This is a genomic window from Methylobacterium sp. A54F (assembly GCF_053346035.1).
The window spans coordinates 108,970-132,364 of record NZ_JBKFBF010000012.1 but is presented as its reverse complement, the minus strand read 5'-3'; the positions used below and the strand labels follow the sequence as shown (position 1 = coordinate 132,364).

Below are 23,395 nucleotides of genomic sequence, written 5' to 3'. Positions count from 1 at the left end.
AAGCCGGCATGGCGCACGAGCACACGAACGCGCACACGAACGCGCACACGCACGATCACCACCCCGAGCACGATCACGCGCGCAGCGCGCTCTCGCCCATGGAGCTGCGGGTGCGGGCGCTCGAATCGCTCCTCGTGGAGAAGGGCTACGTCGATCCGGCGGCGCTCAATGCGCTGATCGAGACCTACGAGACCCGCGTCGGCCCGCACGAGGGCGCCCGCGCCGTGGCCCGCGCCTGGACGGACCCGGCCTTCCGCGACCGCCTCCTCGCCGACGCCACCCCGACCCTGCGCGAGATCGGGATCGGAGGGCGGGGCGGCGAGCACATGGTGGTGGTCGCGAACACGCCCGAGACCCACAACCTCGTCGTCTGCACCCTGTGCTCCTGCTACCCCTGGCCGGTGCTCGGCCTGCCGCCGGTCTGGTACAAGGCGCCGGCCTACCGCGCCCGCGCCGTGATCGACCCCCGCGGGGTGCTCGCCGAGTTCGGCGTCGCGCTGCCGGCGGAGACCCGCATCCGCGTCTGGGACTCGACGGCCGAGCTCCGCTACATGGTGCTGCCGATGCGCCCGGACGGCACGGAGGGCCTCGACGAGGCGGCGCTCGCCGCCCTCGTGACCCGCGACGCGATGATCGGGACGGGGCTGCCCCGGGCCCCGGGGGGTGCCCCGTGAACGGCGGGCAGGACCTCGGCGGGATGCACGGCCTCGGCCCGGTGGCGCCGGAGGCCGGCGAGCCGGTCTTCCACGCCGAGTGGGAGCGCCGGGTCTTCGCCCTCGCGATGGCGATGGGGCTCACCGGCGCCTGGAACCTCGACCACAGCCGCGCGGCCCGGGAGGCCCTGCCGCCGGCGGAGTACCTCACGTCGTCCTACTACGCGATCTGGCTGAAGGCGCTGGAGCGGCAGCTCGCGGAATGCGGCCTCGCGAGCCCGGCGGAGATCGCGGCCGGCCGGGCCGACGCGCCGGCCGCGCCCGTGGCGCGCGTGCTGCGCTGCGAGGAGGTCGCCCCGCTCTTCGCCCACGGCTTCCCGAGCGACCGGCCCGTGGCGCAGGCGCCCCGCTTCGCGCCCAGCGACGCGGTGCGGGCCCGGCGCATGAACCCGCCGGGGCACACCCGTCTACCGCGCTACGTCCGCGGCTGCCGCGGCACGGTCGAGAGCGTGTGCGGCAGCTTCGTGTTTCCCGACAGCAACGCCCGCCTGGCCGGCGCCGCGCCGCAATGGCTCTACACCGTGCGCTTCGCGGGCAGCGAGCTGTGGGGGGCGGATGCCGAGCCCGGCCTCGCGGTCTCGGTCAACGCCTTCGAGAGCTACCTCGAGAGCGACCCGGAGCCGGCCGGCGGGGGCGCCGCGTGAGCGGCCTGCCCGGCCCTGCGGGGCCCGCCGCCGAATCACCCTTCGGCGCCCCCTGGGAGGCGCAGGTCTTCGGCCTCGTCGTCAGCCTGCAGGAGCGCGGCGTCTTCACCTGGGCCGAGTGGGCCGCGGCCCTCGGCGAGGCGGCGGGCGCCCAGGGCGGCACCACCGACTACGCGGCGTGGCTGACGGCGGTCGAGACCCTCATGGCGCGCCGCGGCATCGCCGAGGCGGCAGACCTCGCCGCGCGCCGCGACGCCTTCGCGCGGGCCGCCGAGGCGACCCCGCACGGCCAGCCGATCCTGCTCGCCAACGATCCGGGGCCCTGAGGGGGACCTGCGCCTACCAGCGCTGGCTGCGCATGCGGCAGTAGCCGCCCATGTCCTGGTAGCCCGCCGGACAGCGGCGGACGCAGGTGCCGGCCGCGAACTTCAGGGGCCTGCGGCAGGTGTTCCGGAACCGCTGCTCCCGGAACATGTACGACTGGGCCGGTCCCGCGGCGGCGTGCTCCGCCGCGGCGATCGGGAGCGCGACGCCGGCCGGGATGGCGACGGCGAGCGCGAGCAGGACGGCGGTGATGCGGGCGCGCAGGGGATCTGCCATAGGGGTCGGCTCCGGGGACGGGCTGGTCGAGGGCGACCGTCAACGCCGTCGGGGGCGAACGGTTCAGGTTGCGCGGAGATTGACCGGCGGATAGGTGCCGGCCCCGTTCGCACCACGGCCTCACGATCCCGGTTGATCGTCGCGGACGCATAGCGCCCCGCTTGCGGCGCGGGTTGCGGCATCTGCGACGCTCTCCTATACTCAGCCGTGAATTATCCATTCCCGCGAGCGTTCAGTCCCGCCGATGTCCGAACTGGTGCCCCTGCAGGCCGTGCTCAACGCGCGGATTCCCTCCCTCACGGGTGAGGCTGCCGGTGCCGGCCGCCGCGGCTGCCCGCTCTCAGACCTGCGCGACCGCCTGCGCCGCGCCGGCCTGCGGCCGACCCGCCAGCGCCTGTCCCTCGGCTGGCTGCTGTTCGGGCGCGGTGACCGCCACCTGACGGCGGAGATGCTCTACGACGAGGCCATGCGCGCCAAGGTGCCGGTCTCGCTCGCCACCGTCTACAACACCCTGCACCAGTTCACCGAGGCCGGCCTCCTGCGCCAGCTCGCGCTGGACGGCTCGAAGGCCTATTTCGACACGAACCCGAGCGAGCACCACCACTTCTACCTCGAGGACGAGGGACAGGTGCTGGACATGCCCGATTGCGGCATCACCGTCGATTCGCTGCCCGAGGCCCCCGAGGGCATGGAGATCGCCGGCGTCGAGGTGATCGTGCGCCTGCGCCGCCGCAGCCCGAGCCGCCGGCAGGCCGGGTAAGCCGCCGGTCGCTTCGCGAGCCGCATGGAACTGCGAAAGGCCCGGTCTCCCGGGCCTTTTTCGTGCCGGCTCCCCGGGTGCCCTCGGCGAGGCCTGCCTCAATCGACCTTCTCGTTGGGGTAGACGCCCCAGAGGCGATCCTGCCGGACGTAGCCGTCCACGTCGCCGCGCTTCTCGGGCAGCGCCACGATCAGGCGGCACCAGGTGCCGGTGCAGCTCTTCACGCTGCCGATGACCCCGCCCTGAAGCCGGGCCTCGTCCTGGGCATCGTCCGCCGCGCGGGCGCGCAGGGGCACCGCCGCGCCCTTCTCGGGCCCCTTCTCGGTTCCCTTGGGCGCGATCACGATTGCCGTGCGGCGCCCGGAGAGCAGCGAGTGCAGCACCCAGCCCTCCGTCCCTTCCGAATCGCGGATGCGCCGCCAGGTCTCGAACTCGGCGACGATCTCGACGGGCAGGCCGGCGCGCTGGAACACCCAGAGGGTGCGGTGATCCTTCGAGGGACCCTCGCGCAGGTTCACGCGGTCCGTCTTCAGGCTCGCGTAGCGGGGCAGCGCCAAACCGGTGACGCGCCCGGTCCCGGCCTCCGGTGCCGGGCTCGGCGCCGCCAGGGCTGCGCCGGGCAGGAGGGGCCCCGCGAGGGCGTGCAGGCCGAGGACCGTCAGGGTCAGGTAGGTCAGGGAACGCATCGTCCGTCTCCCGTAGCGGTCCGCCCGATTTCCCGCGGGCGGCCGTGGGCCGCTGGCCCGCATTGTGTTACGCCTTCGCTCTGCTAGAGAGGCCGGAGGGCCCGAGCGGGCGCCGAGGCACCGGATCCTGTCTGGCCGAGACTGGTTAATGGAGCCTGAAACCGCGATCCGGACAACCGGATGCGGCGGACGTAGCCCGGCCCCGGGCCAGCGTTGCGGGAGGAAGGATGTCGTCGTTGAAGCGCAAGCCGCTGGTGGTCGTCACGCGGCGCCTGCCGGACGCGGTCGAGACCCGCATGCGGGAACTGTTCGACACTCGCCTCAACCACGATGACAAGCCCCTCTCGGAGGAGGCGCTGGCCGCGGCGATCCGGGAGGCCGACGTGCTGGTGCCGACCGTCACCGACGAGATCGATTCCGGCCTCCTGGCCCAGGCCGGCCCGAACCTGCGGCTGATCGCGAACTTCGGCAACGGCGTCGACCACATCGACGTGGGCGTGGCGCTGGAGCGCGGCATCACGGTGACCAACACGCCGGGCGTGCTCACCGAGGACACCGCCGACATGACCATGGCGCTGATCCTCGCCGTGGCGCGCCGGGTGACCGAGGGCGCCCGCATCATCCCCGACGACGACTGGACCACCGGCTGGTCGCCGACCTGGATGCTGGGCCGCCGCATCACCGGCAAGCGCCTCGGCATCGTCGGCATGGGCCGCATCGGCCAGGCGCTGGCCCGCCGCGCCCGCGCCTTCGGCCTGCAGATCCATTACCACAACCGCCGCCGGGTGCCGGCGCCGATCGAGAGCAACCTCGACGCGACCTACTGGGAATCCCTCGACCAGATGCTCGCCCGGGTCGACATCGTCTCGGTGAACTGCCCGCACACGCCGGCCACCTATCACCTGCTCTCCGCGCGTCGCCTCAAGCTCCTGAAGCCCGAGGCGATCGTGGTGAACACCGCCCGCGGCGAGGTGATCGACGAGACCGCGCTCGCCCGCCTCATCGAGTCCGGCGAGATCTCGGCGGCCGGCCTCGACGTGTTCGAGCAGGAGCCCGCGGTGAGCCCGCGCCTCGTGAAGCTCGCCCGCACCGGCAAGGTGGTGCTGCTGCCGCACATGGGCTCGGCCACGCACGAGAGCCGCGTCGACATGGGCGAGAAGGTCATCATCAACATCAAGACCTTCATGGACGGCCACCGCCCGCCGGACCGCATCCTGCCGAGCATGCTCTGAGGCCGGTTCCGCGACCCATTCCCACGCCTTCCACCTCATCCTGAGGTGCGCAGCGAAGCGAAGCCTCGAAGGAGGGTTCCAGGGGGCGTGGAGGATTCTGGAGGGCTCCTTCGAGGCCCCCTCACGGGGGCACCTCAGGATGAGGTGGGTGGATGGGGTCCGCCCGGTGATGGCTGCCTCCCACCCGCGACCTCATCCTGAGGTGCGCAGCGAAGCGGAGCCTCGAAGGAGCCCTCCAGCTCGCAGACGATCCCTGGAGGACTCCTTCGAGGCCCCCTGCAGGGGCACCTCAGGTCGAGGGTTCGGAGGAGCGGGCCCGGCCGGGGTGATCAGAGCACCTCGCTCCCGGCGGGCACGCCGGGGCGCGGGGCGGCCGGGGACCCGGCGCTCTGGAACAGGCGCTCGCTCGTCAGCTTCAGGAAGTAGAAGCCGAACTCGGGGTTCTGGAAGTAGAGCTGCTTCACCTCCGAGTAGGAGATGCACAGCGCGTGGCCCGCCTCGACGCAGTGGAGCGAGCCGGTGCGCAGGTTGCCCGGCGAGAGCAGGCCGAGCTCCCCCACGATGGCGCCGGGCCCGATCTCGATGCCGAATTCCGGCAGGCGGAAGCGCCCGCTCTCGACGTAGAGCATCTCGGCCGCCGCCTCGCCCTTCCGGAACACCACCTGCCCGGCCTTGAACGCCCGGCTCGTGCCGAAGGGGCGCAGCCAGTCGAGGGAGAGGTCGCCGGCCGCCGCCCGCTCGGTCTGGCGGATCAGGCGGATCATCTGCCAGAGCCGGAAGGCGTTGAAGGGGATCTGGATCGCCTCCGTCAGCACCACCGGCATGCTGCCGATGAGGAAGCCGTAGGTGATCACCGCGACGCTCGCCAGGAGGGCGATGATCCGGAGCGGGATCATCGTGCTCATGGCCGAGGCCGTGATCGTCAGCGCGGTGCCGAGATAGCCGATCGCTTCGATCCAATCCATGCGGCGCCCTTCTCGCAGCGTGCCCGGGGGACCTGATGCATGTTCGGCCCAGGGCTGCAAGGCGAAGCTCCGGCGGATCGACGCCGTCAGGCCGGGGCGGCGGGGCGCGTCAGGCGGTCGGCGGCCTCCGCGGCGGCGCGCTCGCCCTCCTCCCAGGCACCCCCCACCGTGCCCCATTGCAGGCGCGAGAGGGCCTCGCCCGCGAACCAGAGGCGCTCGCCCACCGGCGCGCGCAGGGCGCCCCGCGCCGCGGCGTGGCCCGGCGGCACCACCGCCCAGGAGCCCCGCGCCCAGGGATCGTGCCGCCAGGCGCTCACGGCCGGGATCGCGAGGCCGTGCAGGCGCCGCGCCCCGAAATGCTCGGCCAGCACCGAGCGGACGAGGCGTCGCGTCCCGTCCTCGCCCGAGCCCTGCGCGTCGAGGGCCTCGGCGGTCGGCGCGTCGATCTCGAAGTAGTGGAACGGCGTGCCGTCGATCCGGGTGAGGAGCCCCGGGGGCTTCCGGCGCCCGCCGACGATGCTGGCGAGGCGGTCGGCGCCCCGGAACGGGCTCGACGGCCAGTGCAGCACCGCGTGCTCGTAGAGACCGATCGAGAAGCCGTCGATCGCCGCCCGCGCCGCCTCCGGCAGGGCGGGCGTGAAGGCGACGCTCCTTTGCAGCACCATCACGGGGACCGTGACGATGGCGGCCCGTGCGGTGACCGTGCGGCCGTCCGCCGTCTCGATCCGCACGCCCGCGCCCGACCAGTCGATGGCCGAGACGGGGCTCGACAGGGCCACCTGCAGGCCCTGCGCGAGGCGGGCGAGGTAGCCGCCGTAGCCGCCGGCGAGGAAGTGGTTGTCGCCGTATTCCATGCTCGGGAAGTCGTGCAGCGAGACCTCCCCGAGGGGCCGGCCCGACACGAGGCCGTGCACGCAGGCGACCCGCGCGCGCCACGGCCCGAGACCCGGCGGCAGGGCGCTCGACGCGGGGCGGTCCGGCCCCTCCGCCGCGGCGCCCGCCGTCATGGCGCGGTCGGCCACCGCGAAGGCGCGGTCGGAGGCGGCGCGCTCGGCCGCGCGGCCCGGCCGGCGCCCGATCCAGACGTGGCCCTCCTGGGGCGCCCGGCGCAGCGGCTCGCCCCGCGCCCGGCCGAGGCGCACCAGCGGGTTGATCGGGCCCGCGTGCAGCCAGTGCGCGCCGAGATCGACGGCGTGCCCGCGCAGGAGGCTCGTCAGCGCCCGGCCGCCGACGCGGTCGCGCGCCTCCAGCACCGCCACGGAGAGGCCGAGGGCGATGAGCGTCCGCGCGGCGCCGATCCCGGCCGCGCCCGCGCCCACCACGACGACGTCCGGCCGATCGGGCAGGGGCGCGAGGCGCGGCGCGGCGGCGGGCCGGAGGCGGGCGTGGCTGGGCTGCGGGTCGGAACTCATGCGCGCTCGGCTCGGGTGGAAGGGGTACGGGGGAAAGCGGCCGGACGCCGCCGGGCCTTGATTGTCGGCGCCCGCGTCATCAGAACCGGCCGGGCGGAATCTCCCGCCGGGATGGAGCGATCATGCTGATCGAGGCGGCCTTCGCGGCCCTGCGCCAGACGTTCTCGCGTCCGCTCCGGGCGATCCTGTGGAAGTCGCTGGGGCTCACCCTCGGGCTGCTCGTGCTCGTGTGGTTCGGGCTGACGCGGCTGATCCAGTGGTTCCAGGCGAGCCATCACATCTCGACCCAGTACCCGATCCTGGACAGCCTCGCCTACTTCCTGGCCGGCGCCGGGCTGTTCGTGGCGCTGGCCTACGTGATGCCGGCGGTGTCCATCCTGGTGGCCGGCTTCTTCCTCGACGATGCCGCCGAGATCGTGGAGCGCACCGACTTTCCCGGGGAGCCGACCGGCCGGCCGCTGCCCTTCGGCACCGCCATGCTCTACGCGGCGCGCTTCGCCGGGCTGACGCTCCTCGTGAACCTCGCCGCGCTGGTGCTGTTCTTCGTGCCGCTCGTCGGCGTGGCGGCCTTCTTCGCCGCCAATGCCTACCTGCTGTCGCGGGAGTATTTCGAGATGGCCGCCGCCCGCTACCGGCCGCTGCCGGAGGCGGGCGAGATGCGCCGCCACTTCTCGCTGACGACGCTCGCCGCCGGCTGCCTGCTGGCGGGCCTCATGGTGATCCCGGTGGCGAACCTCCTCACCCCGCTGTTCGGCATCGCGCTCATGGTGCACGTCCACAAGGGCCTGAGCCGGAAGGTTTTGCTGGCGCCCCCCGGCCAGCCCCGCCGGCTGCCCTGAGGCCGCCTCAGCGCCGGGTTCCCCAGCGGTCGCCCATCCGGCTCGGTGAGGCGGCGTCCGCGCCGATGGCCGGGCCGCTCGCCCGGTCCGGGCGGTGCTGCGAGGTGGCGTCCATCGGCTCGGCCGCGAGGAGGTCCGGCGTCTCGGCCATGCTCGGCTTCCCCCGGCCCGTGGCGAACTGGCCTGCCTTGCGGAAGCGCCAGAGGTAGCCCGGCACCACCGCCTCGGCCGCCGTCGGGATGATGCCGAGCCCCGCGAAATCCCGCCCCTCGCTCCGGGCGGCCTCGGAGACCACGTTGTCGGTCTGCAGCAGCACCACCTGGTCGCGGGTGAGCTTCAGGTCGGCCGGGAGCAGCCCGAGGGCCAGCGTGTCGGCGATCTCCAGCGCCCGCGCCTGGATCCGGGCGATCGGCAGCGGCAGCGAGACCACGAGGCGGCGGCGCTGCGTCGTCTCCAGCATGTAGCGCACGAGGTGCTCCAGCGTCGCGACCTCGGGGCCGCCGAGCTCGTAGACCTTGCCGGGCGCCACGCGGCCCTCGACGGCCCGGGCGACGGCCTCCGCGACATCGCCGACGAAGACGGGCTGGAAGCGCGTCTCGGCGCCGGCCAGCGGCAGCACCGGCAGGGCGCGGGCGAGGCTCGCGAAGCGGTTGAAGAAGCTGTCGCCCGGCCCGAAGATCAGCGAGGGCCGGAACACGATGGCCTCCGGCTGCGCGGCGAAGACGTTCGCCTCGCCCTCGGCCTTGGTGCGCGCGTAGGCCGAATCCGAGCGCGGGTCGGCGCCGATCGCCGAGACGTGGATCATCGCCGCGCCCGCCGCGGCGGCGGCCCGGGCGATCTCCCCGGCGCCGTCCGCCTGGAGCCGCGCGAAGCTCTGGGCGCCCGCCTCCTGCAGGATGCCGACGAGGTTGATCACCACGTCCGAGCCCTCGACGGCCCGGCGGATGGAGTCCGGGTAGCGCAGGTTCGCCTGGACGGCGATGATCTGCCCGACCTTGCCGAGGGGCTGCAGGAACAGGGCGAGGTCCGGCCGGCGCACCGCCACGCGGATGCGGTAGCCCCGCTTGGCGAGCGCCCGCACCACGTGACGGCCGACGAAGCCCGAGCCGCCGAAGATGGTGACGAGCTGCGAGGTGGGGCGGATCTGGGGGAGGGTATCGAAGCCGGTCATCGCTGCTTCCCGGAAAATCGGCCGGCGCCCGCGGGGGACGCGCGTGTCGAGGCGTTCCTTAGACCACTTTGCGGCGGATGGGAGCCGTCGCCGCGCCGCGAATCGCGACGGCGCCCCTCAGGCCGGGGGCGGCGGGTCCGGCGCCTCCACCTCGCCGCGGCGCTGGAGCTGGAGGGCCACGAACCAGCACAGGGCCGCCCAGGCGGCGCCGATGCACCAGCCCGCCACCACGTCGCTCGGCCAGTGCACGCCGAGATACATGCGGCTGATCCCGACGAGGAGCGTCACCGTCACGCCGAGGACCAGGACCAGAGCCTTCACCCGCCGGTGCGGGTCGAGGCGGGCGAGGAGCGTCGCGAGCGTCAGGTAGGCGATGGCCGACATCATCGCGTGGCCGCTCGGAAAGCTCGCCGTGAACACCTCCATGCCGTGGGGCACGAGGTCCGGCCGCGGGCGGTGGTAGAACAGCTTGAGCACCGTCGAGACGATCTCGCCGCTGCCGACCGCCGCGACCACGAAGAACCCGATGCGGCGCTTGCCGGTGAGGACGAGGTAGGCCGCCACGGCCGCGGTGACGAAGACGATGGTGAAGACGCTGCCGAGCCCGGTGATGTCCCGCATGGTCTCTTCGAGCCAGGGCGGGCCGATCGGGTCCGAGAGGTCGGCCGGGTTGCGCAGGGCGAGCAGGATCCGGCGGTCGAGGGCCTCCGTCGAACCTTCGCCGACCTCGTGGGCGAGGGCGAAGAAGCCGTAGCCGAGGAGGCTGACGGTGAGGAGCGCGGCGAGCGGGCCGATCTCGTTGAGGCGCAGGCGCAGCCACACCGCCATGGCCCGGCCGAACACCGGGTTGTGGCGCACCACGCCGAGGTCCGGCCGCCTCACGAGAAGGCTCCGAAGGCGAAGCGCGCCCGTTCCTCCCAGGGACCGCCGAGGTAGCGCCAGAGCAGGAGGCCGGGCGCCCGGAAGCGGAACGGGCTGAAGCCGTGCTGGAGGCCCGCGTGCAGGGCCCGCGCGGTGTCGGGCGCCACCTTGTTCTGCACCGTGACGTGCGGGCGCCAGCCCTGCCGGTCCTGCGCCGTGAGGCCCGCCTCGAATGCCTTGGCGAGCCGCGCGCGGAAGGCCGCCAGCGCCTCGGAATCCAGGACGTAGGCGACGCCCCGCCCCGTGAAGCGCAGGCCCGTGACCGCCACCTCCGGCGCCGGGCAGGTGCGGATGAGCGCCGCGATCGTCTCGGTGACGGCGCGCTCGTCCGGGCCGGGCAGGTGGTGGAACAGGGTGGCGTGGGCGGGGATGTGGTTCAGCGCCTCCGGGAAGTGGCGCCGGCGCTCCCCGTCGAACCGCGCGAAGGTCTCCGCATCGAAGGCGAGGGTCAGGATCAGCGGGTCGTCTGTGGGCGGGGAGTCGGTCGGGGCGTGCGACATGCGGTCCGGGAATCGTGCCAGGGGAATCGTGCCAGGGGAATCGTGCCAAGGGCCGGGTTTCCCGCGAAATGGCGCGGCGGCCGGTCAGGTCCAGTAGAGGATGCGCGCGGCCGGCAGGTCCCGGGCCAGCATCCCCGTGAGGGCTTCGCGCAGCTCGGCCATCCGGTCGCGCGGCAGCACGTACTTCACCGAGCCGAACTTGGTGAGCTTGCGGCTCCGCTCCGCCTCGACCATCGGCAGGTCCGATCCCGGATACCAGCCGGTGAGGACCTCCTTCGAGCCGGGCGTGAAGCGGTGCGTGATCAGCTCGGCCGTGAGATCGAGGTCGGCGACGCCGTCGAGTTCGCGGGCCGCGTCGCGGATCAGCGCCCCGTAGGCGGCCTGCCAGCCGGCAACTGGCAGGATCGGCGCGATGGTCAGGCCGACCGGATACCCGGCGCGGGCGACCCGGCCCATCGCGGAGAGCCGGTCGGCGAGGGGCGCGGTGCCCCCCTCGTAGCGGGCCGCCGGGGCTGCGTTCACCGAGAAGCGGATGCGGGTGCGCCGGCCGTGGGGCAGGTCGAGGAGCGGCCCGACCGCGGCGAACTTCGTGGTGAAGCGCAGCTGGACCGGCGCCTCCCAGGCGCCGAAGTGCCGGATCGCCGCCGAGAGGGAGCCGGTGAGGTGCTCGATGCCGAGGGGATCGGTGTAGCAGGAGGCCTCGAAGGTGGTGCCCTCCGCCTGCCGCGCGCGCTGCGCCGACGTGACGGCGCCGTGCCCCAGATAGCCTTCGAGATTGCCCAGGATGGCGTCGAGGTTGGCGTAGGCCCGCGTCACCGGCGGGCCCGAGAGGGAGCCGGCGAGGTAGCAGTACTGGCAGTGTGCCGGGCAGCCCTCGGCGAGGTCGAAGCGCCAGTCGGCGCTCGGCGGAATCGGCTGCAGCTTCAGCTTCGTCGGCGGCGCCACCACGATGGCGAGCGTCGCCTTGGCCTCCGCGTAGGCGCGCCGCGGGTCGGCACCGCCGAGGCCGCCGATGCGGTTCGCCCTCAGGCGCTCGACGGGCAGGCCGAGCCCCTCGGCGCGGGCCACCATCGCGCGGCCGTGGGCGTGTTCGAGGGCGGCCGGCGTGACCAGCACCCGCCGGGGGCGCCACAGGCGCGCCGGCCGTGCCGCCCGCGGGGCGAGCCGTTCGGGCGCCGCTCCGGGCGGGGCGTCCAGCGAGGGTTCCAGAAGGTCGGGTTCCATGAGGGTTGAACGCCGGCCCGCTGCCGGAGGTCCGGCGCTATCGCGCCCGGCACGGCGCGGCTAAACAGCCCTCCATGTTCGTGAAGCGCTGGGACACCGTGCATGTGGGTCGCGACGGCTGGCTGTTCCTCACCGGCGGCAGCAACCGCGTCATGGACCAGTACGGCGGCGGGCTCCGGCGCTGGTGGCACCTGCGGGCCTGGGCGCGGCTGATCGAGGCGCGCACCGCGCGGGCGGCGGCGCTGGGCATCCGCTGCGTCCACGCGATCGTGCCGGAGAAGCTCTCGGTCTACGACCATCTCACCCGCGACCTGCCCTACGATCCCGGCCGCGCCTCGACGCGGCGCCTCGCGCGCCGGCTCGCCGGCTCGCCCGGCTACGTCGACCTGCTGGCCCCCTTCCGGGCCGCGCGGGACGGGCCGCCCCTCTACTTCCGCACCGACAGCCACTGGAGCGCGGCCGGCTGCCTGCTGGCCTACCGGGAGCTGATGCGGGCGCTCGCCGCGGTGCCGCCGGCCGACCTCGACGCCCGCCCGGGCCACGAGGCGGCCTTCGTGATGGACCTCGGCGAGAAGCTGCCCGGACGGCCCGTCGAGCGCGCCGTCTACCGCAGCTACCTGCGCGACGCCGTGCGGGTCCATGCCGGGCGGCTCGTGGAGACGCACGAGGCGGAGGGGCGGGCCCGCGCGCTCCACACCGGCGCGCACGTCACCTACCGCAACGCGGCCGCCCACGCGGATCCCCGCCGGCTCCTGCTGTTCGGTGATTCCTACGCGCACTTCGCGCCCGGCATGCTGACCGAGCTCCTGGCCGAGAGCTTCGCCGAGGTGGATTTCGTGTGGTCCTCGGCGCTGGACTGGGCCTACATCGCCCGCTCGCGGCCCGACATCCTGGTCTTCGAGCTGGCGGAGCGCTTCCTCGCCCGGCTGCCGCGGGACGATTACGACGTCGCCGCCGAGCGGCGCTTGCCCGGCCGCCGGGCGCTCGTCCCCGCCTGAGGACTGTGCCGGCCCGGGACGCCGGGTTCCGGGCAAAGAAAAGGAGCGCCGTTGCCGACGCTCCGAGCTGGAGGTTGCCTGACCGAAGCTGACGGGGCAGGCTCGCATAGCGTCGAGCAAAGCCCGGCCGCCGACAAGCGCGAATGTGCCCTGCGCGCGCATTCGTGATGATCCCAGGTCGTGGTCCGCGCGGGGGAGGGGAACGTCCGATGGGGATGCTCGTCGACGGGGCGTGGCAGGACCGCTGGTACGACACGAAGTCGACCGGCGGCCGCTTCGAGCGCAAGCAATCGGCCTTCCGCAACTGGGTGACGGCGGACGGCTCGCCCGGGCCCTCGGGGTCGGGCGGGTTCCCGAGTGCCGCCGGGCGCTACCACCTCTACGTCTCGCTCGCCTGCCCGTGGGCGCACCGCACCCTGATCGTCCGCGCCCTCAAGGGCCTGGAGGACGCGATCTCGGTCTCGGTGGTCGATCCGCACATGGGCGGGGAGGGCTGGGTGTTCGGCGACAGCCCCGGCGCCACGCCGGACCCGATCGGCGGCGCGCAACGCCTCTACGAGGTCTATCTCCGCGCCGATCCCCGCTACACCGGCCGCGTCACGGTGCCGGTCCTGTGGGATCGGGAGCGGGACACCATCGTCTCGAACGAATCCGCCGAGATCATCCGGATGCTGAACGCCGCCTTCGGGGGAACGGGGCCGGACCTCTACCCGGCTGCCCTGCGGGAGGCGATCGATGCCGTGAACGCCCGCGTCTACGACCGGGTCAACAACGGCGTCTACAAGGCCGGCTTCGCGACCACGCAGGCGGCCTACGCGGAAGCCTTCGAGGCCCTGTTCGCGGAACTCGACGCCCTCGAGGAGGCGCTCGGCCGGTCGCGCTACCTGTGCGGCCCGCTCACGGAGGCCGACATCCGCCTGTTCACGACGCTCGTGCGGTTCGACCCCGTCTATGTCGGCCACTTCAAGTGCAACCGCCGCCGCATCGCCGACTACCCGAACCTGTCGAACTACCTGCGCGACCTCTACGCCCTGCCGGGCGTCGCCGGCACCGTGAACCTCACCCACATCAAGCGGCACTATTACGAGAGCCACCCGACCATCAATCCGACCGGCATCGTGCCGCTCGGGCCCGAGACGGACCTGTCCGCCCCGAACGACCGTGCGCTCCGGTTCGGGGCCTGAGCGCAGGGCCTCGGCGCGGGGCCGGGCCTCCGGGCCTCGACAGCGCCGCCCGCCGCCATAGATCCCTGCCATGACGACCCGCTCCCCGAACCGTGCCCTCGCCCTGCTGCTCGCGGCCCCGCTCCTCGCGGCCCCCGGCGCGGCCTGGGCGCAGGCCGCCGTGAAGCTCGAAGGGCGGTGCGAGCGGCTTGTCATCGCCGGCCAGGACCTCACGGGATCCTGCAAGGGCACGATGATGAACCTCGTCGCCCGCAACCGCACGAGCTTCGATTTTGCGTCGAGCGAGGGGCGGACCCTGAGCTTCAGCGGCAACGGCGCCCAGCAGGACCGCACCGAGGATTCCGACCCGCTCCAGCCCATCAACCTCGTCATCCCAGGGCAGTCGGGCAAGGACGGCGTGGTGCAGAACCCGGTCCTGGTCGTGGGATCCTGCAAGTTCTCCTCGCCGGAGCCGGGCAAGACCGCGATCACTTGCGAGGCCGAGGCGTCCGGCAAGGGCACGCCCGCGGGAGCCTACGCGGGGACCTTCGTGACCGACGCCAAGCCGCCGGAGGGCGCGCCCAAGCCCTGAGCCCGCCGGACGCGGTGGATCGGGCCGCGGGCGGGGTGGTCAGGCCAGGGGGCAAACCCCATGTAAACGCCCGCGTTTTCGTGGCCTGAGCGCCCCGCCCGCGCCATCGGCCGTCGCCGCGAGGAAGAGATGCTGAACGACACACCCGTCACCGGTGCCCCCCAGGGGGCCGGCGGCGACCTCATCAAGGACACGACCACCGCGAGCTTCCGGCAGGACGTCATCGCGGAGTCGATGAACCGCCCCGTCCTGGTCGATTTCTGGGCGCCCTGGTGCGGGCCCTGCAAGCAGCTCACGCCGGTGATCGAGAAGGCCGTGACGGCCGCGGGCGGCAAGGTCGCCCTCGTCAAGATGAACATCGACGAGCATCCCTCCATCGCGGGCCAGCTCGGCATCCAGTCGATCCCGGCCGTGATCGCCTTCCAGCGCGGGCAGCCCGTCGACGGCTTCATGGGCGCGGTGCCCGAGAGCCAGGTGAAGAGCTTCATCGAGCGCCTCGTGGGCCCCGGCGGCCCGAGCCCCATCGACGAGATCATGGCGGAGGCCGAGGTGGCGCTGGCGGAGGGCGACCTCGCGGGCGCCTCGGAGCTCTACGCGGCGGTGCTCGGCCAGGAGCCCGACCACGTCGCGGCGCTGAGCGGCCTCGCCAAGATCCAGCTCGACGCGGGCGAGATCGAGAACGCCCGGCAGGTGCTCGCCATGGTGCCCGAGGCCAAGGCCAACGACCCGGCCATCGTGGGCATCCGGGCGGCGATCGAGCTCGCCGAGCAGGCCGCCTCCCTCGGCGACCTCGCCGGGCTCGCCGCGCAGGTCGAGGCGAACCCCGAGGACCACCAGGCCCGCTTCGATCTCGCGCTCGGGCTCAACGGCCGCAACGAGCGCGAGCAGGCCGTCGACAACCTGATCGAGATCGTCCGGCGCGACCGGACCTGGAACGAGGACGGGGCGCGCAAGCAGCTGCTGCAGTTCTTCGAGGCCTGGGGTCCGATGGACCCGGCCGCGATCCGCGGGCGGCGCAAGCTCTCGACGCTGCTGTTCGCCTGAGGCCCCGCGCGGGCAGGGGAGGGACGATGAGCACCCATGCGGGCTACAAGGGGCCGGCGGATTGTCCCGCCGTGATCCCCGTCTTCCCCCTTCCGGGCGCCCTGCTGCTGCCGCGGGGGCAGATGCCCCTCAACATCTTCGAGCCGCGCTACCTCGCGATGGTGGACGACGCGCTGCGCACCGACCGCATCATCGGCATGGTCCAGCCCGACGCGGAGGGCGGCGGCTCGCCGATGGCGCCGAAGCTCTACCGGGTCGGCTGCGCGGGCCGCCTCACCCAGTTCGCCGAGACCGGCGACGGGCGCTACCTCATCTCGCTGACGGGCATCAGCCGCTTCCGCATCGAGAGCGAGCTCGCCACCGCCTCGACCTACCGGCGCTGCCAGGTCTCCTACGACGCCTTCGCGAGCGACTTCGAGGCGCGCGCGGGCGAGGACGCCGTGGACCGCGACGGCGTCCTGAAGGCGCTGCGCGACTTCGTGGAGGCGAACGACCTGAAGGTCGACTGGGCCGGCATCGAGGAGGCGCCGAACGAGGCCCTCGTCAACGCGCTTTGCATGATGAGCCCGTTCGGCGTGCGCGAGAAGCAGGCGATGCTGGAGGCCGCGGACCTCAAGACGCGGGCCGAGGTCTTGATCGCGGTGACCGAGATGGAGTTGGTACGCGGCTCCGGCTCCGAGCCGACGCTGCAGTGAGTGACACAGACGATGGCCGATGACCTCTCCCCACCCGTCGAGGCGACCCGGGTGGACCCGAAGCTCCTCGAACTCCTGGTCTGCCCCCTCACCAAGGGCACCCTCGAGTACGATTCGGCCCAGCAGGAGCTGATCAGCCGCTCGGCGAAGCTCGCCTACCCGATCCGGGACGGCATCCCGATCATGCTGCCCGAGGAGGCGCGCCAGCTCGGCGACTAGCGCGGCAGGGGCGCCGTCCGCTTCAGGCCGCGGTGCCCATGCCCTTGCGCAGCAGGCTGCGGTAATCGTCGATCAGGACGCGCCGGCCGCCGCGCTCGGCGTGCCAGAAATCCCAGCCGTTGCAGGCCGGCAGGCCCTGGACCAGGGCGCCGATCTTGTGGATCGAGCCCGTGACCGGTCCGGCCATCAGCGTCCCGTCCGGGCGCACGGTGGCCCGGAAGCGGCCGCGGGCGTCCGTGAGGGTCTCGCCCGGCCGGATGTGGCCGGCCTCGATCACGCTGAGGAACGGCACCCGTGGCTCGGCCCGCTTGGCCGGGGCGAGGGCCAGGGCCGCCTGCGAGAGCGGCTCGATCCCCGCGATGCGGGCGCGGGCGGCCTCCGCGTAGACGGTCTCGCGCTCGATGCCGATGAAGCGGCGCCCCAGGCGCTTGGCCACCGCACCCGTCGTGCCGGTGCCGAAGAACGGGTCGAGCACCACGTCCCCGGGATTGGAGGCCGAGAGCAGCGTGCGGGCGAGCAGCGCCTCGGGCTTCTGGGTCGGGTGGACCTTGGTGCCGTTCCGGTCCTTCAGGCGCTCGTCCCCGGTGCAGAGGGGGATGAACCAGTCCGAGCGCATCTGAAGGTCCTCGTTGCCGGCCTTCAGCGCCTCGTAGTGGAAGGTGTAGGCCTTCGCCTCCGCCGAGCGCGAGGCCCAGATCAGGGTCTCGTGGGCGTTGGTGAAGCGCTTGCCGCGGAAGTTCGGCATCGGGTTGGCCTTGCGCCAGACGATGTCATTGAGGATCCAGAAACCAAGATCCTGCAGGACCGTGCCGACCCGGAAGATGTTGTGGTACGAGCCGATTACCCAGAGGGTGGCGTTCGGCTTCATCACCCGCCGGCAGGCCGTGAGCCAGTCGCGGGTGAAGGCGTCGTACTGCGCGAAGCTCGCGAACTGATCCCAGGCGTCGTCGACCGCGTCGACGCGGCTCTGGTCGGGTCGCAGGAGCGAGCCCTCGCCGAGCTGGAGGTTGTAGGGCGGGTCCGCGAAGACGCAGTCGACCGAGGCCGCCGGCAGGGCGTTCATGGCGGCGACGCAGTCGCCGACGATGACCTGATCGAGGGGAAGGACGCCTTCGGCGGGTACGAGACCCATCCGTGGCGCCGACGCGGCACGCCCGGTACGCGAGACCTGTTTCCGGGCGGCGGCGCCAGCAACCACGGTACGCGGGGAAGCCATGGCAAACACCGGTTACGCGACTGACCGGCTCGTTATGGCTCCGGTAGGGTAAAGGTCGGGTTGCCGGATCGAGGAAAATGCGTCTCGATTTGGGGCTGCAACTTTTGCCGGGCGGGGCCGTCGCTGCGAACGACTGCGTTACGGGCGAGCCTCAACATTTCCTTAACTGCGCGGTCCCGCATCGTCATCGCGGCGGTTCAGCGGTTCTACGATGGACTGACGGACTTCGACTGGCGCGTTGCAACGGATGCTGTCCGTCATCGAGCATTCGCGCATCTTTGCGAATGGATCACGGCACAACCTGACCTTCAAATCTATTTTCGATCGCAATCCCGGATTGTTCCGTTCGCTGAGGGGATGGCTGGGTTTCCCTCAGCGCAGGCCTTGGCGCCATGCGCGCCAATATCCGGTTGCTTGGCGGGGTTCGCCGGGCACTGAGAATGAATGTAGAAACCAGCCGGTCCGATATAAAACGCAAGCATTGAATATTTGCGCGTTACATAGACCGTCCAGGCCCGAGCGATATCCCCGAAATTAGCCTCAGGAGGCAGCCGATGAGCCAGCGAATGCCGGTCTCATTTTGGCCCTCATCGGCTTCATTTTGCGCCGCCGTCGCAAAGAACAAAGGGAATGCGCATGCACATGAAGCCTGCTCGTCGGACCGTCGCCGCCTGCCTGGGAACCCTCGCCGCGCTGGTGGCGCTGGCACAGCCCGCCGCCGCCCAGTCCGGCGCGGCCTCCTGGTACGGAAGCGGCCATCGGACTGCGAGCGGTGAGCGCTTCAATCCGAACGGGATGACCGCCGCTCACCGCAGCCTGCCCTTCGGCACGCGGGTTCTCGTGGAGAACCGGCGCACGGGGCGCTCCGTGGTGGTGCGCATCAACGATCGCGGGCCCTTCGTGCGGGGTCGCATCATCGATCTGTCCCGCGGCTCGGCCCGGGCGCTCGGCATGGGCGGCACCACCTGGGTGTCCCTGCGCATCCTGTAGCGGAGGCGCGCGGCCGGCGTTGCCCGCGGCGCCGGCCGCCCCCATCTGAGGGGGCGTGTCGCCCCCCCTCGGGGGCCGTCCGGAACCCAGGATGGTAGCCCCCGCATGGCCAAGCCGCTGATCGTCGACATCCCCCACGACCTCGGCCGCGAGGAGGCCCGGCGCCGGATCGAGACCGGGGTCGAGCAGGGCCGGGCGCTGCTCGCCAAGAGCGGCGTGACGATCGCCAACCTCGCCTGGACGGGGGACCGCCTCGATTTCGACCTCTCGGCGCTCACCCAGCGGGTGGACGGACAGATCGACGTCGGCGCCGACAGCGTCCGCGTCGAGGTGCGCCTGCCGCTGCTGCTCGCCCTGTTCGCCGACAAGATCAAGAAGTCCCTCGGCAACGAGGGCAACCTGCTCCTGACCAAGAAGTAGCGGGCGCCCGGAACCGGCCGCCGCCGCCTCCCGTTGGCGACGACACGTCAGTCAGGAGGCACGATGGCCAACCCATCCCAGCCCGGCCCGGGGCCGATCCCCGAGGCGCCGGTGCCCGACACGCCCTTCGAGCCGCCCCACACGCCGACCCCGGCGCCCGGGCCCGAGATCCCGGGCGACACGCCCCAGGAAGCGCCCGGCGGCCGTCCGGCCGAGATCCCCATCAACGATCCCGGCCCCTCGCCGCAGATCACGCCCGACCCGTCCCCGACCGGCCCGGTGGCCTGATCCCGTTTGTGGCCGTGGTCCGGCGCTGTCATAAGCCCCGGCCATGGCCGCTCCCCCGCTCCTCACCCTTCAGGACGTCGCGCTCACCTTCGGCGGCACGCCGCTGATCGAGCGCGCCGAATTCGCGATCTCCCCGGGCGAGCGCACCTGCCTCGTCGGCCGCAACGGCTCGGGCAAGTCCACCCTCATGCGCATCGCCGCCGGCCTCGTGGAGCCCGACCGCGGCGTCCGCTTCGTGCAGCCCGGCACGACCATCCGCTACCTCGCGCAGGAGCCGGACTTCTCCGGCTTCGCGACCGTCCTCGACTTCGTGGAGGCGGGGCTCGCGCCCGGCGACGCCTCCCACCGCGCCCGCTACCTCCTGGAGAGCCTCGGCCTCACCGGCGCGGAGGATCCGATGCGCCTGTCGGGCGGGGAGGGGCGGCGGGCCGCGCTCGCGCAGGCGCTGGCGCCCGAGCCCGACGTGCTGCTCCTCGACGAGCCGACCAACCACCTCGACCTGCCGGCCATCGAATGGCTGGAGGCCGAGCTGAGATCGACCCGCGCGGCCCTCGTGCTGATCAGCCACGATCGGCGCTTCCTCTCCGCGCTCTCCCGCGCCACCGTCTGGCTCGACCGCGGGGTGACGCGGCGCATCGACCAGGGCTTCTCGGGGTTCGAGGCCTGGCGCGACGCGTTCTTCGAGGAGGAGGAGCGCGACCGGCACAAGCTCGACCGCAAGATCGCCGCGGAGGAGGACTGGCTGCGCTACGGCGTCACCGCGCGGCGCAAGCGCAACGTCCGCCGCCTGGGCAACCTGCACGCCCTGCGCAAGGAGCGCCGCGAGGATCGCCGCCCGGTCGGCACCGCCACGATGACCTCCACCGAGGCCGATCCCTCCGGGGCCCTGGTGGTGGAGGCCCGCGGGGCCGCCAAGGCCTACGGGGCGCGCACCCTCGTCGACCACCTCTCCCTGCGGGTGATGCGCGGCGACCGGCTCGGCATCGTGGGCGCCAACGGGGCCGGCAAGACCACGCTCGTGAACCTCCTCACCGGCAAGCTCGCCCCCGATTCGGGCGAGATCCGGCTCGGCACCAACCTGAAGATGATGCTCCTCGACCAGGCCCGGGCCGTGCTGGAGCCCGGGATGACGGTGACCGACGTCCTCACCGGCGGCCGCGGCGACAGCGTGACGGTGAACGGCCAGAGCCGGCACGTGATCGGCTACCTCAAGGACTTCCTGTTCGCGCCCGAGCAGGCGCGCACGCCCGTGAGCGTGCTCTCCGGCGGCGAGCGCAACCGCCTGCTGATCGCCCGGGCGCTCGCCCAGCCCGCCAACCTCCTCGTCCTCGATGAGCCGACGAACGACCTCGACCTCGAGACCCTCGACCTGCTGCAGGAGATGCTGGGCGACTACGCGGGCACGCTGATCCTGGTGAGCCACGACCGCGACTTCCTCGACCGGGTCGTCGGCAGCGTGCTGGTGAGCGAGGGCAACGGCCGCTGGGTGGAGTATGCCGGCGGCTATACCGACATGGTGGCGCAGCGGGGGGCCGGCGTGCAGGCCCGCGCCGTGGCCGGCAAGACCAAGCCCGAGCGGAGCGAGCGGGCCCCCCGGCCCGCGCCCGCGCCTGAGGCCCAGGGCAAGCCGAAGCTCGGCTTCAACGAGCAGCACGAGCTGAAGACGCTGCCGGCCCGGATCGCGACCCTGGAGAAGGCCGTGTCGCAGCTCCGCGAGGTTCTCGCCGATCCCGGGCTCTACGCCCGCGATCCCGCCCGCTTCGAGAAGGCCTCAGCACTGCTGGCGGAGGCCGAGACGGGTCTCGCGGCGGCGGAGGACCGCTGGCTGACCCTCGAGATGCTGCGCGAGGCCTGAGCGTCCCGGCGCCGTCCGCCCGGGCGCCGCGCTGATGATTCCCTGGGCAGCCAAGTGAAGGCCCTGCCTGTTCGGGAGGCGGCAAAACAGTCCCGTGCGCCGTTGTCCCTTGGCGTTTCCATCTTTTCCTGCAGCGCCCTGCCGTTGCGAGGCTGCAACAGAATTCGGCAAAGCCGGATTGTGACGGTCCTGAGTCACGGATTCGTGTTGCCCGGTGGGAGGCCCCTCGGACATGGTGACGGCGCGGCAGGGGAGACCCCGCCGCGGGGTCGGCTCACCCGAGCGGGGAGGGCTCAACCTCTGGGGAAACGGACACGCGGCCGCACGCACCCCGGCAGAGGGGCGGCGGGACGCACACAAGTCCACCCCGAAGGTCTCGAAACTGCTGGAGGGTTTGTTATGAAGCTCGTCAAGGGCTTGCTCTTGGGATCGGCGACGGCGCTCGTCCCGGTCGTGGCCGCACAGGCCGCGGATCTCCCGGTCAAGAAGGCGGCGCCCGTCGAGTACGTGCGCGTCTGCTCCGCCTACGGCGCGGGCTTCTTCTACATCCCGGGCACCGATACCTGCCTGCGCGTCTCGGGCCGCGCCCGCTTCGAGGCCGGCTACCTCACGAGCTACAACCGGAACGCCAACACCGGCGACACCACGCAGTATCGCGGGCTGGCCCGGTTCAACCTCGACGCCCGCACGCAGACCGCCTACGGGACGCTCCGCGCCTTCACCCGCCTCGAGGTCGCGAGCCGCACCGGCCAGCACATGACCTCGGGCACGCAGCAGCGCTACGCCAACGCCTTCCCGGCGCTCGGCCCCGACACGTTCGGCCGCGCCCAGCAATACGTGAACGTCGACAAGGCCTTCGTGCAGTTCGCCGGCCTGACCGCCGGTCGCGCCTCGTCGTTCTTCGACTTCTACGCCCACGACTTCGAGATGATCGCCCTGACGCACGGCTCTGACGTGCCGTCCACGAACCTCCTCGCCTACACGGCGAAGTTCGGCGAGGGCTGGTCGGCCACCCTCTCGATGGAAGACCCGACCTTCCGCTTCCAGCCGATCTACGCGAACTACGCGGGGGGCGCCACGTCGGCGGCCATCAACTCGGCGATCGGCAGCAACTTCGCGACGAGCTCGGGCTTCGGCGTCTTCGTGAACGCGCAGCCCTTCTCGCCGATCTACATCCCGGGCGCCGTCGACGCGCTGGGCCGCCCGACCGCGGTCGCCCAGTTCGACGTCTCCCAGAAGAACCGCACCCCCGACTTCGTCGGCGCCCTGCGCTACGACGCCGCCTGGGGCTCGTTCCAGCTCTCGGCCGCCGTCCACGAGGTCGGCATCGGCAACGCGCTCGCCATCTCGGCCACGCCGTTCAGCCCCCTCAACGCGGCCGGCGCCGCGATCCTGCCGACCACCGCCGCGGTGGCCCGCCCGTCGAACGTCTACGGCTTCGGCGTGCAGGCCGGCGTGAAGGTCAACCTGCCCTTCATCGCGCCCGGCGACACCTTCTACCTGCAGGGCGCCTACGCCGACGGCGCGATGTCCTACTCGGGCTTCCAGCAGCCCCAGGGCGGCGAGATCCTCTCGACCAGCATCATCCCGATCCAGGGCGGCGTCGTGCCCTTCCTGGCCGATGCGGTCCTGAACCCGGCCACCGGCCGCCTCGAGACCTCGCAGAGCTTCACGATCGTGGGCTCCTACCTGCACTACTGGTCGCCGGAGTGGCGCTCGGCCTTCTTCGGCTCCTACGGCGAGGTCCACTTCCCGAAGGGCGCCCGCTCGGCGCTCGCCGCGATCGGCTTCAACGGCCTGCCGAACACCAGCGCGACCGGCGCGACCGGCGTCACCAACGTCAACGCGCTGGGCTTCAACAACGCCCTGCGCGACGCCAACAGCCTGTTCGCCGGCGCGAGCCTGATCTGGTCGCCGGTGAAGGACCTCGACATCGGCATGGAGGGCGCCTACCTGCGCTACGCCCTCAACAACGGCCGCGTCGCGGACGGCAACCGGCCGGGCTTCACCGCCGCCGGTGCCACCACGGTGGCGGGCGTCCCGGTCCGCAGCGTCACCTCGACGGACGGCTTCTACGCCCGCTTCCGCGTCCAGCGCGATTTCTAGGACCCGCGCCGGCGCAAGCGGCACGACCCAGACCCCGGCCGCGAGGCCGGGGTTTTTCGTTTGGTTTCCGAAGCGTTAACGGGGTGCCTTCATGATGCCGTGAAGGCCGCGCGAAATGCCGGCCGCATCCGGCCTCCCTCCG

Annotated in this window: 26 protein-coding genes and 1 pseudogene; 18 read left to right on the top strand and 9 right to left on the bottom strand. The window is 72.5% G+C overall.

Annotation, left to right across the window (positions count from 1 at the left end; genetic code table 11):
* Window positions 1–8 precede the first annotated feature (8 nt).
* Genes nthA through ACLBXP_RS19615 form a run of 3 tightly spaced genes read left to right on the top strand, consistent with a single transcriptional unit; the run spans window position 9 to window position 1,683 of the window.
* Entirely contained in the window at window positions 9–674 is a 666-nt protein-coding gene (gene nthA, locus ACLBXP_RS19625; RefSeq protein ID WP_447669465.1) for a nitrile hydratase subunit alpha, read from the top strand.
* A complete protein-coding gene (gene nthB, locus ACLBXP_RS19620; RefSeq protein WP_447669464.1) occupies window positions 671–1,357 on the top strand; it encodes a nitrile hydratase subunit beta in 687 nt (228 codons plus the stop codon). Before nthA ends, nthB begins: the two co-directional genes overlap by 4 nt.
* Window positions 1,354–1,683: a nitrile hydratase accessory protein gene (locus tag ACLBXP_RS19615; RefSeq protein ID WP_447669463.1), complete on the top strand. Its 330-nt coding sequence runs from the start codon at window positions 1,354–1,356 to the stop codon at window positions 1,681–1,683. Before nthB ends, ACLBXP_RS19615 begins: the two co-directional genes overlap by 4 nt.
* A gap of 13 nt (window positions 1,684–1,696) precedes the next feature.
* Here ACLBXP_RS19615 and ACLBXP_RS19610 read toward each other — a convergent pair whose 3' ends face one another.
* Window positions 1,697–1,957: a hypothetical protein gene (locus ACLBXP_RS19610; protein WP_447669462.1), complete on the bottom strand. Its 261-nt coding sequence runs from the start codon at window positions 1,955–1,957 to the stop codon at window positions 1,697–1,699.
* Between the two features lie 244 nt (window positions 1,958–2,201).
* Here ACLBXP_RS19610 and irr point away from each other — a divergent pair, with 244 nt between their 5' ends.
* Window positions 2,202–2,717, top strand: a complete 516-nt coding sequence (irr, locus tag ACLBXP_RS19605) for a Fur family transcriptional regulator Irr (protein ID WP_447669461.1) — start codon at window positions 2,202–2,204, stop codon at window positions 2,715–2,717.
* A 98-nt stretch (window positions 2,718–2,815) separates the two neighbouring features.
* On the opposite strand, the gene ACLBXP_RS19600 is transcribed toward irr, so the two are convergent.
* Window positions 2,816–3,403 (bottom strand): SH3 domain-containing protein, encoded by a 588-nt coding sequence (locus ACLBXP_RS19600; RefSeq protein WP_447669460.1) that lies wholly within the window; start codon window positions 3,401–3,403, stop codon window positions 2,816–2,818.
* Window positions 3,404–3,630: 227 nt separating this feature from the next.
* Here ACLBXP_RS19600 and ACLBXP_RS19595 point away from each other — a divergent pair, with 227 nt between their 5' ends.
* Window positions 3,631–4,635 (top strand): 2-hydroxyacid dehydrogenase, encoded by a 1,005-nt coding sequence (locus tag ACLBXP_RS19595; protein WP_447669459.1) that lies wholly within the window; start codon window positions 3,631–3,633, stop codon window positions 4,633–4,635.
* 329 nt (window positions 4,636–4,964) lie between these two features.
* Here the strand turns inward: ACLBXP_RS19595 and ACLBXP_RS19590 are convergent, their stop codons facing one another.
* The gene (locus ACLBXP_RS19590; protein ID WP_447669458.1) at window positions 4,965–5,600 is read right to left on the bottom strand and encodes a cyclic nucleotide-binding domain-containing protein; all 636 of its coding nucleotides are present in this window, start codon (window positions 5,598–5,600) and stop codon (window positions 4,965–4,967) included.
* 86 nt (window positions 5,601–5,686) lie between these two features.
* On the bottom strand, window positions 5,687–7,012 hold the full coding sequence (locus ACLBXP_RS19585; protein WP_447669457.1) for a flavin monoamine oxidase family protein: 1,326 nt from the start codon (window positions 7,010–7,012) through the stop codon (window positions 5,687–5,689).
* Between the two features lie 122 nt (window positions 7,013–7,134).
* Here ACLBXP_RS19585 and ACLBXP_RS19580 point away from each other — a divergent pair, with 122 nt between their 5' ends.
* Window positions 7,135–7,851: a sulfate transporter family protein gene (locus ACLBXP_RS19580; RefSeq protein WP_447669456.1), complete on the top strand. Its 717-nt coding sequence runs from the start codon at window positions 7,135–7,137 to the stop codon at window positions 7,849–7,851.
* 7 nt (window positions 7,852–7,858) lie between these two features.
* Here the strand turns inward: ACLBXP_RS19580 and ACLBXP_RS19575 are convergent, their stop codons facing one another.
* The 4 genes from ACLBXP_RS19575 to ACLBXP_RS19560 form a co-directional block, all read right to left on the bottom strand.
* Window positions 7,859–9,022 carry a complex I NDUFA9 subunit family protein gene (locus tag ACLBXP_RS19575; RefSeq protein WP_447669455.1) on the bottom strand — a complete coding sequence of 388 codons (1,164 nt, stop codon included), beginning with the start codon at window positions 9,020–9,022 and terminating at the stop codon, window positions 7,859–7,861.
* Window positions 9,023–9,139: 117 nt separating this feature from the next.
* Window positions 9,140–9,850, bottom strand: a complete 711-nt coding sequence (locus tag ACLBXP_RS19570; RefSeq protein ID WP_447669498.1) for a phosphatase PAP2 family protein — start codon at window positions 9,848–9,850, stop codon at window positions 9,140–9,142.
* 50 nt (window positions 9,851–9,900) lie between these two features.
* The gene (locus tag ACLBXP_RS19565; RefSeq protein WP_447669454.1) at window positions 9,901–10,443 is read right to left on the bottom strand and encodes a 2'-5' RNA ligase family protein; all 543 of its coding nucleotides are present in this window, start codon (window positions 10,441–10,443) and stop codon (window positions 9,901–9,903) included.
* Window positions 10,444–10,527: 84 nt separating this feature from the next.
* The gene (locus ACLBXP_RS19560) at window positions 10,528–11,667 is read right to left on the bottom strand and encodes a spore photoproduct lyase family protein (protein ID WP_447669453.1); all 1,140 of its coding nucleotides are present in this window, start codon (window positions 11,665–11,667) and stop codon (window positions 10,528–10,530) included.
* A 74-nt stretch (window positions 11,668–11,741) separates the two neighbouring features.
* Between ACLBXP_RS19560 and ACLBXP_RS19555 the strand changes: the two genes are divergently transcribed.
* The 6 genes from ACLBXP_RS19555 (at window position 11,742) to ACLBXP_RS19530 (ending at window position 16,378) form a co-directional block, all read left to right on the top strand.
* The gene (locus ACLBXP_RS19555; protein ID WP_447669497.1) at window positions 11,742–12,665 is read left to right on the top strand and encodes an alginate O-acetyltransferase AlgX-related protein; all 924 of its coding nucleotides are present in this window, start codon (window positions 11,742–11,744) and stop codon (window positions 12,663–12,665) included.
* A gap of 209 nt (window positions 12,666–12,874) precedes the next feature.
* Window positions 12,875–13,849, top strand: a complete 975-nt coding sequence (locus ACLBXP_RS19550) for a glutathione S-transferase family protein (RefSeq protein WP_447669452.1) — start codon at window positions 12,875–12,877, stop codon at window positions 13,847–13,849.
* Between the two features lie 70 nt (window positions 13,850–13,919).
* Entirely contained in the window at window positions 13,920–14,420 is a 501-nt protein-coding gene (locus ACLBXP_RS19545) for a hypothetical protein (RefSeq protein ID WP_447669451.1), read from the top strand.
* A 129-nt stretch (window positions 14,421–14,549) separates the two neighbouring features.
* Window positions 14,550–15,464 (top strand): thioredoxin, encoded by a 915-nt coding sequence (gene trxA, locus ACLBXP_RS19540; RefSeq protein WP_447669450.1) that lies wholly within the window; start codon window positions 14,550–14,552, stop codon window positions 15,462–15,464.
* 26 nt (window positions 15,465–15,490) lie between these two features.
* Window positions 15,491–16,159 (top strand): LON peptidase substrate-binding domain-containing protein, encoded by a 669-nt coding sequence (locus ACLBXP_RS19535; protein ID WP_447669449.1) that lies wholly within the window; start codon window positions 15,491–15,493, stop codon window positions 16,157–16,159.
* A 12-nt stretch (window positions 16,160–16,171) separates the two neighbouring features.
* A complete protein-coding gene (locus ACLBXP_RS19530; RefSeq protein WP_447669448.1) occupies window positions 16,172–16,378 on the top strand; it encodes a Trm112 family protein in 207 nt (68 codons plus the stop codon).
* Between the two features lie 22 nt (window positions 16,379–16,400).
* On the opposite strand, the gene ACLBXP_RS19525 is transcribed toward ACLBXP_RS19530, so the two are convergent.
* Window positions 16,401–17,594, bottom strand: coding sequence for a DNA methyltransferase (locus ACLBXP_RS19525; RefSeq protein ID WP_447669447.1), 1,194 nt, complete (start codon window positions 17,592–17,594; stop codon window positions 16,401–16,403).
* A gap of 559 nt (window positions 17,595–18,153) precedes the next feature.
* Here ACLBXP_RS19525 and ACLBXP_RS19520 point away from each other — a divergent pair.
* From ACLBXP_RS19520 to ACLBXP_RS19495, 6 genes and pseudogenes are all read left to right on the top strand, one after another.
* A pseudogene (locus ACLBXP_RS19520) lies at window positions 18,154–18,240 on the top strand (PEP-CTERM sorting domain-containing protein); the annotation flags it as partial.
* Window positions 18,237–18,584 carry a septal ring lytic transglycosylase RlpA family protein gene (locus tag ACLBXP_RS19515; protein WP_447669446.1) on the top strand — a complete coding sequence of 116 codons (348 nt, stop codon included), beginning with the start codon at window positions 18,237–18,239 and terminating at the stop codon, window positions 18,582–18,584. The pseudogene ACLBXP_RS19520 and the gene ACLBXP_RS19515, both read left to right, overlap by 4 nt.
* Window positions 18,585–18,689: 105 nt before the next feature.
* Complete coding sequence (locus tag ACLBXP_RS19510; RefSeq protein ID WP_447669445.1) at window positions 18,690–19,004, top strand: polyhydroxyalkanoic acid system family protein; 315 nt, start codon at window positions 18,690–18,692, stop codon at window positions 19,002–19,004.
* A 63-nt stretch (window positions 19,005–19,067) separates the two neighbouring features.
* Window positions 19,068–19,292: a hypothetical protein gene (locus tag ACLBXP_RS19505; protein ID WP_447669444.1), complete on the top strand. Its 225-nt coding sequence runs from the start codon at window positions 19,068–19,070 to the stop codon at window positions 19,290–19,292.
* Between the two features lie 43 nt (window positions 19,293–19,335).
* Window positions 19,336–21,147, top strand: coding sequence for an ATP-binding cassette domain-containing protein (locus ACLBXP_RS19500; RefSeq protein ID WP_447669443.1), 1,812 nt, complete (start codon window positions 19,336–19,338; stop codon window positions 21,145–21,147).
* Between the two features lie 399 nt (window positions 21,148–21,546).
* Window positions 21,547–23,253 (top strand): porin, encoded by a 1,707-nt coding sequence (locus ACLBXP_RS19495; RefSeq protein ID WP_447669442.1) that lies wholly within the window; start codon window positions 21,547–21,549, stop codon window positions 23,251–23,253.
* The last annotated feature ends 142 nt before the right edge of the window (window positions 23,254–23,395 follow it).

Bases quoted from the DNA above. Each gene is read 5' to 3' on its own strand.
- nthA (WP_447669465.1), top strand. From the start codon at position 9: ATGGCGCACGAGCACACGAACGCGCACACGAACGCGCACACGCACGAT.
- ACLBXP_RS19610 (WP_447669462.1), bottom strand. From the start codon at position 1,957: ATGGCAGATCCCCTGCGCGCCCGCATCACCGCCGTCCTGCTCGCGCTC.
- irr (WP_447669461.1), top strand. From the start codon at position 2,202: ATGTCCGAACTGGTGCCCCTGCAGGCCGTGCTCAACGCGCGGATTCCC.
- ACLBXP_RS19600 (WP_447669460.1), bottom strand. From the start codon at position 3,403: ATGCGTTCCCTGACCTACCTGACCCTGACGGTCCTCGGCCTGCACGCC.
- ACLBXP_RS19595 (WP_447669459.1), top strand. From the start codon at position 3,631: ATGTCGTCGTTGAAGCGCAAGCCGCTGGTGGTCGTCACGCGGCGCCTG.
- ACLBXP_RS19590 (WP_447669458.1), bottom strand. From the start codon at position 5,600: ATGGATTGGATCGAAGCGATCGGCTATCTCGGCACCGCGCTGACGATC.
- ACLBXP_RS19585 (WP_447669457.1), bottom strand. From the start codon at position 7,012: ATGAGTTCCGACCCGCAGCCCAGCCACGCCCGCCTCCGGCCCGCCGCC.
- ACLBXP_RS19580 (WP_447669456.1), top strand. From the start codon at position 7,135: ATGCTGATCGAGGCGGCCTTCGCGGCCCTGCGCCAGACGTTCTCGCGT.
- ACLBXP_RS19575 (WP_447669455.1), bottom strand. From the start codon at position 9,022: ATGACCGGCTTCGATACCCTCCCCCAGATCCGCCCCACCTCGCAGCTC.
- ACLBXP_RS19570 (WP_447669498.1), bottom strand. From the start codon at position 9,850: ATGGCGGTGTGGCTGCGCCTGCGCCTCAACGAGATCGGCCCGCTCGCC.
- ACLBXP_RS19565 (WP_447669454.1), bottom strand. From the start codon at position 10,443: ATGTCGCACGCCCCGACCGACTCCCCGCCCACAGACGACCCGCTGATC.
- ACLBXP_RS19560 (WP_447669453.1), bottom strand. From the start codon at position 11,667: ATGGAACCCGACCTTCTGGAACCCTCGCTGGACGCCCCGCCCGGAGCG.
- ACLBXP_RS19555 (WP_447669497.1), top strand. From the start codon at position 11,742: ATGTTCGTGAAGCGCTGGGACACCGTGCATGTGGGTCGCGACGGCTGG.
- ACLBXP_RS19550 (WP_447669452.1), top strand. From the start codon at position 12,875: ATGGGGATGCTCGTCGACGGGGCGTGGCAGGACCGCTGGTACGACACG.
- ACLBXP_RS19545 (WP_447669451.1), top strand. From the start codon at position 13,920: ATGACGACCCGCTCCCCGAACCGTGCCCTCGCCCTGCTGCTCGCGGCC.
- trxA (WP_447669450.1), top strand. From the start codon at position 14,550: ATGCTGAACGACACACCCGTCACCGGTGCCCCCCAGGGGGCCGGCGGC.
- ACLBXP_RS19535 (WP_447669449.1), top strand. From the start codon at position 15,491: ATGAGCACCCATGCGGGCTACAAGGGGCCGGCGGATTGTCCCGCCGTG.
- ACLBXP_RS19530 (WP_447669448.1), top strand. From the start codon at position 16,172: ATGGCCGATGACCTCTCCCCACCCGTCGAGGCGACCCGGGTGGACCCG.
- ACLBXP_RS19525 (WP_447669447.1), bottom strand. From the start codon at position 17,594: ATGGCTTCCCCGCGTACCGTGGTTGCTGGCGCCGCCGCCCGGAAACAG.
- ACLBXP_RS19515 (WP_447669446.1), top strand. From the start codon at position 18,237: ATGAAGCCTGCTCGTCGGACCGTCGCCGCCTGCCTGGGAACCCTCGCC.
- ACLBXP_RS19510 (WP_447669445.1), top strand. From the start codon at position 18,690: ATGGCCAAGCCGCTGATCGTCGACATCCCCCACGACCTCGGCCGCGAG.
- ACLBXP_RS19505 (WP_447669444.1), top strand. From the start codon at position 19,068: ATGGCCAACCCATCCCAGCCCGGCCCGGGGCCGATCCCCGAGGCGCCG.
- ACLBXP_RS19500 (WP_447669443.1), top strand. From the start codon at position 19,336: ATGGCCGCTCCCCCGCTCCTCACCCTTCAGGACGTCGCGCTCACCTTC.
- ACLBXP_RS19495 (WP_447669442.1), top strand. From the start codon at position 21,547: ATGAAGCTCGTCAAGGGCTTGCTCTTGGGATCGGCGACGGCGCTCGTC.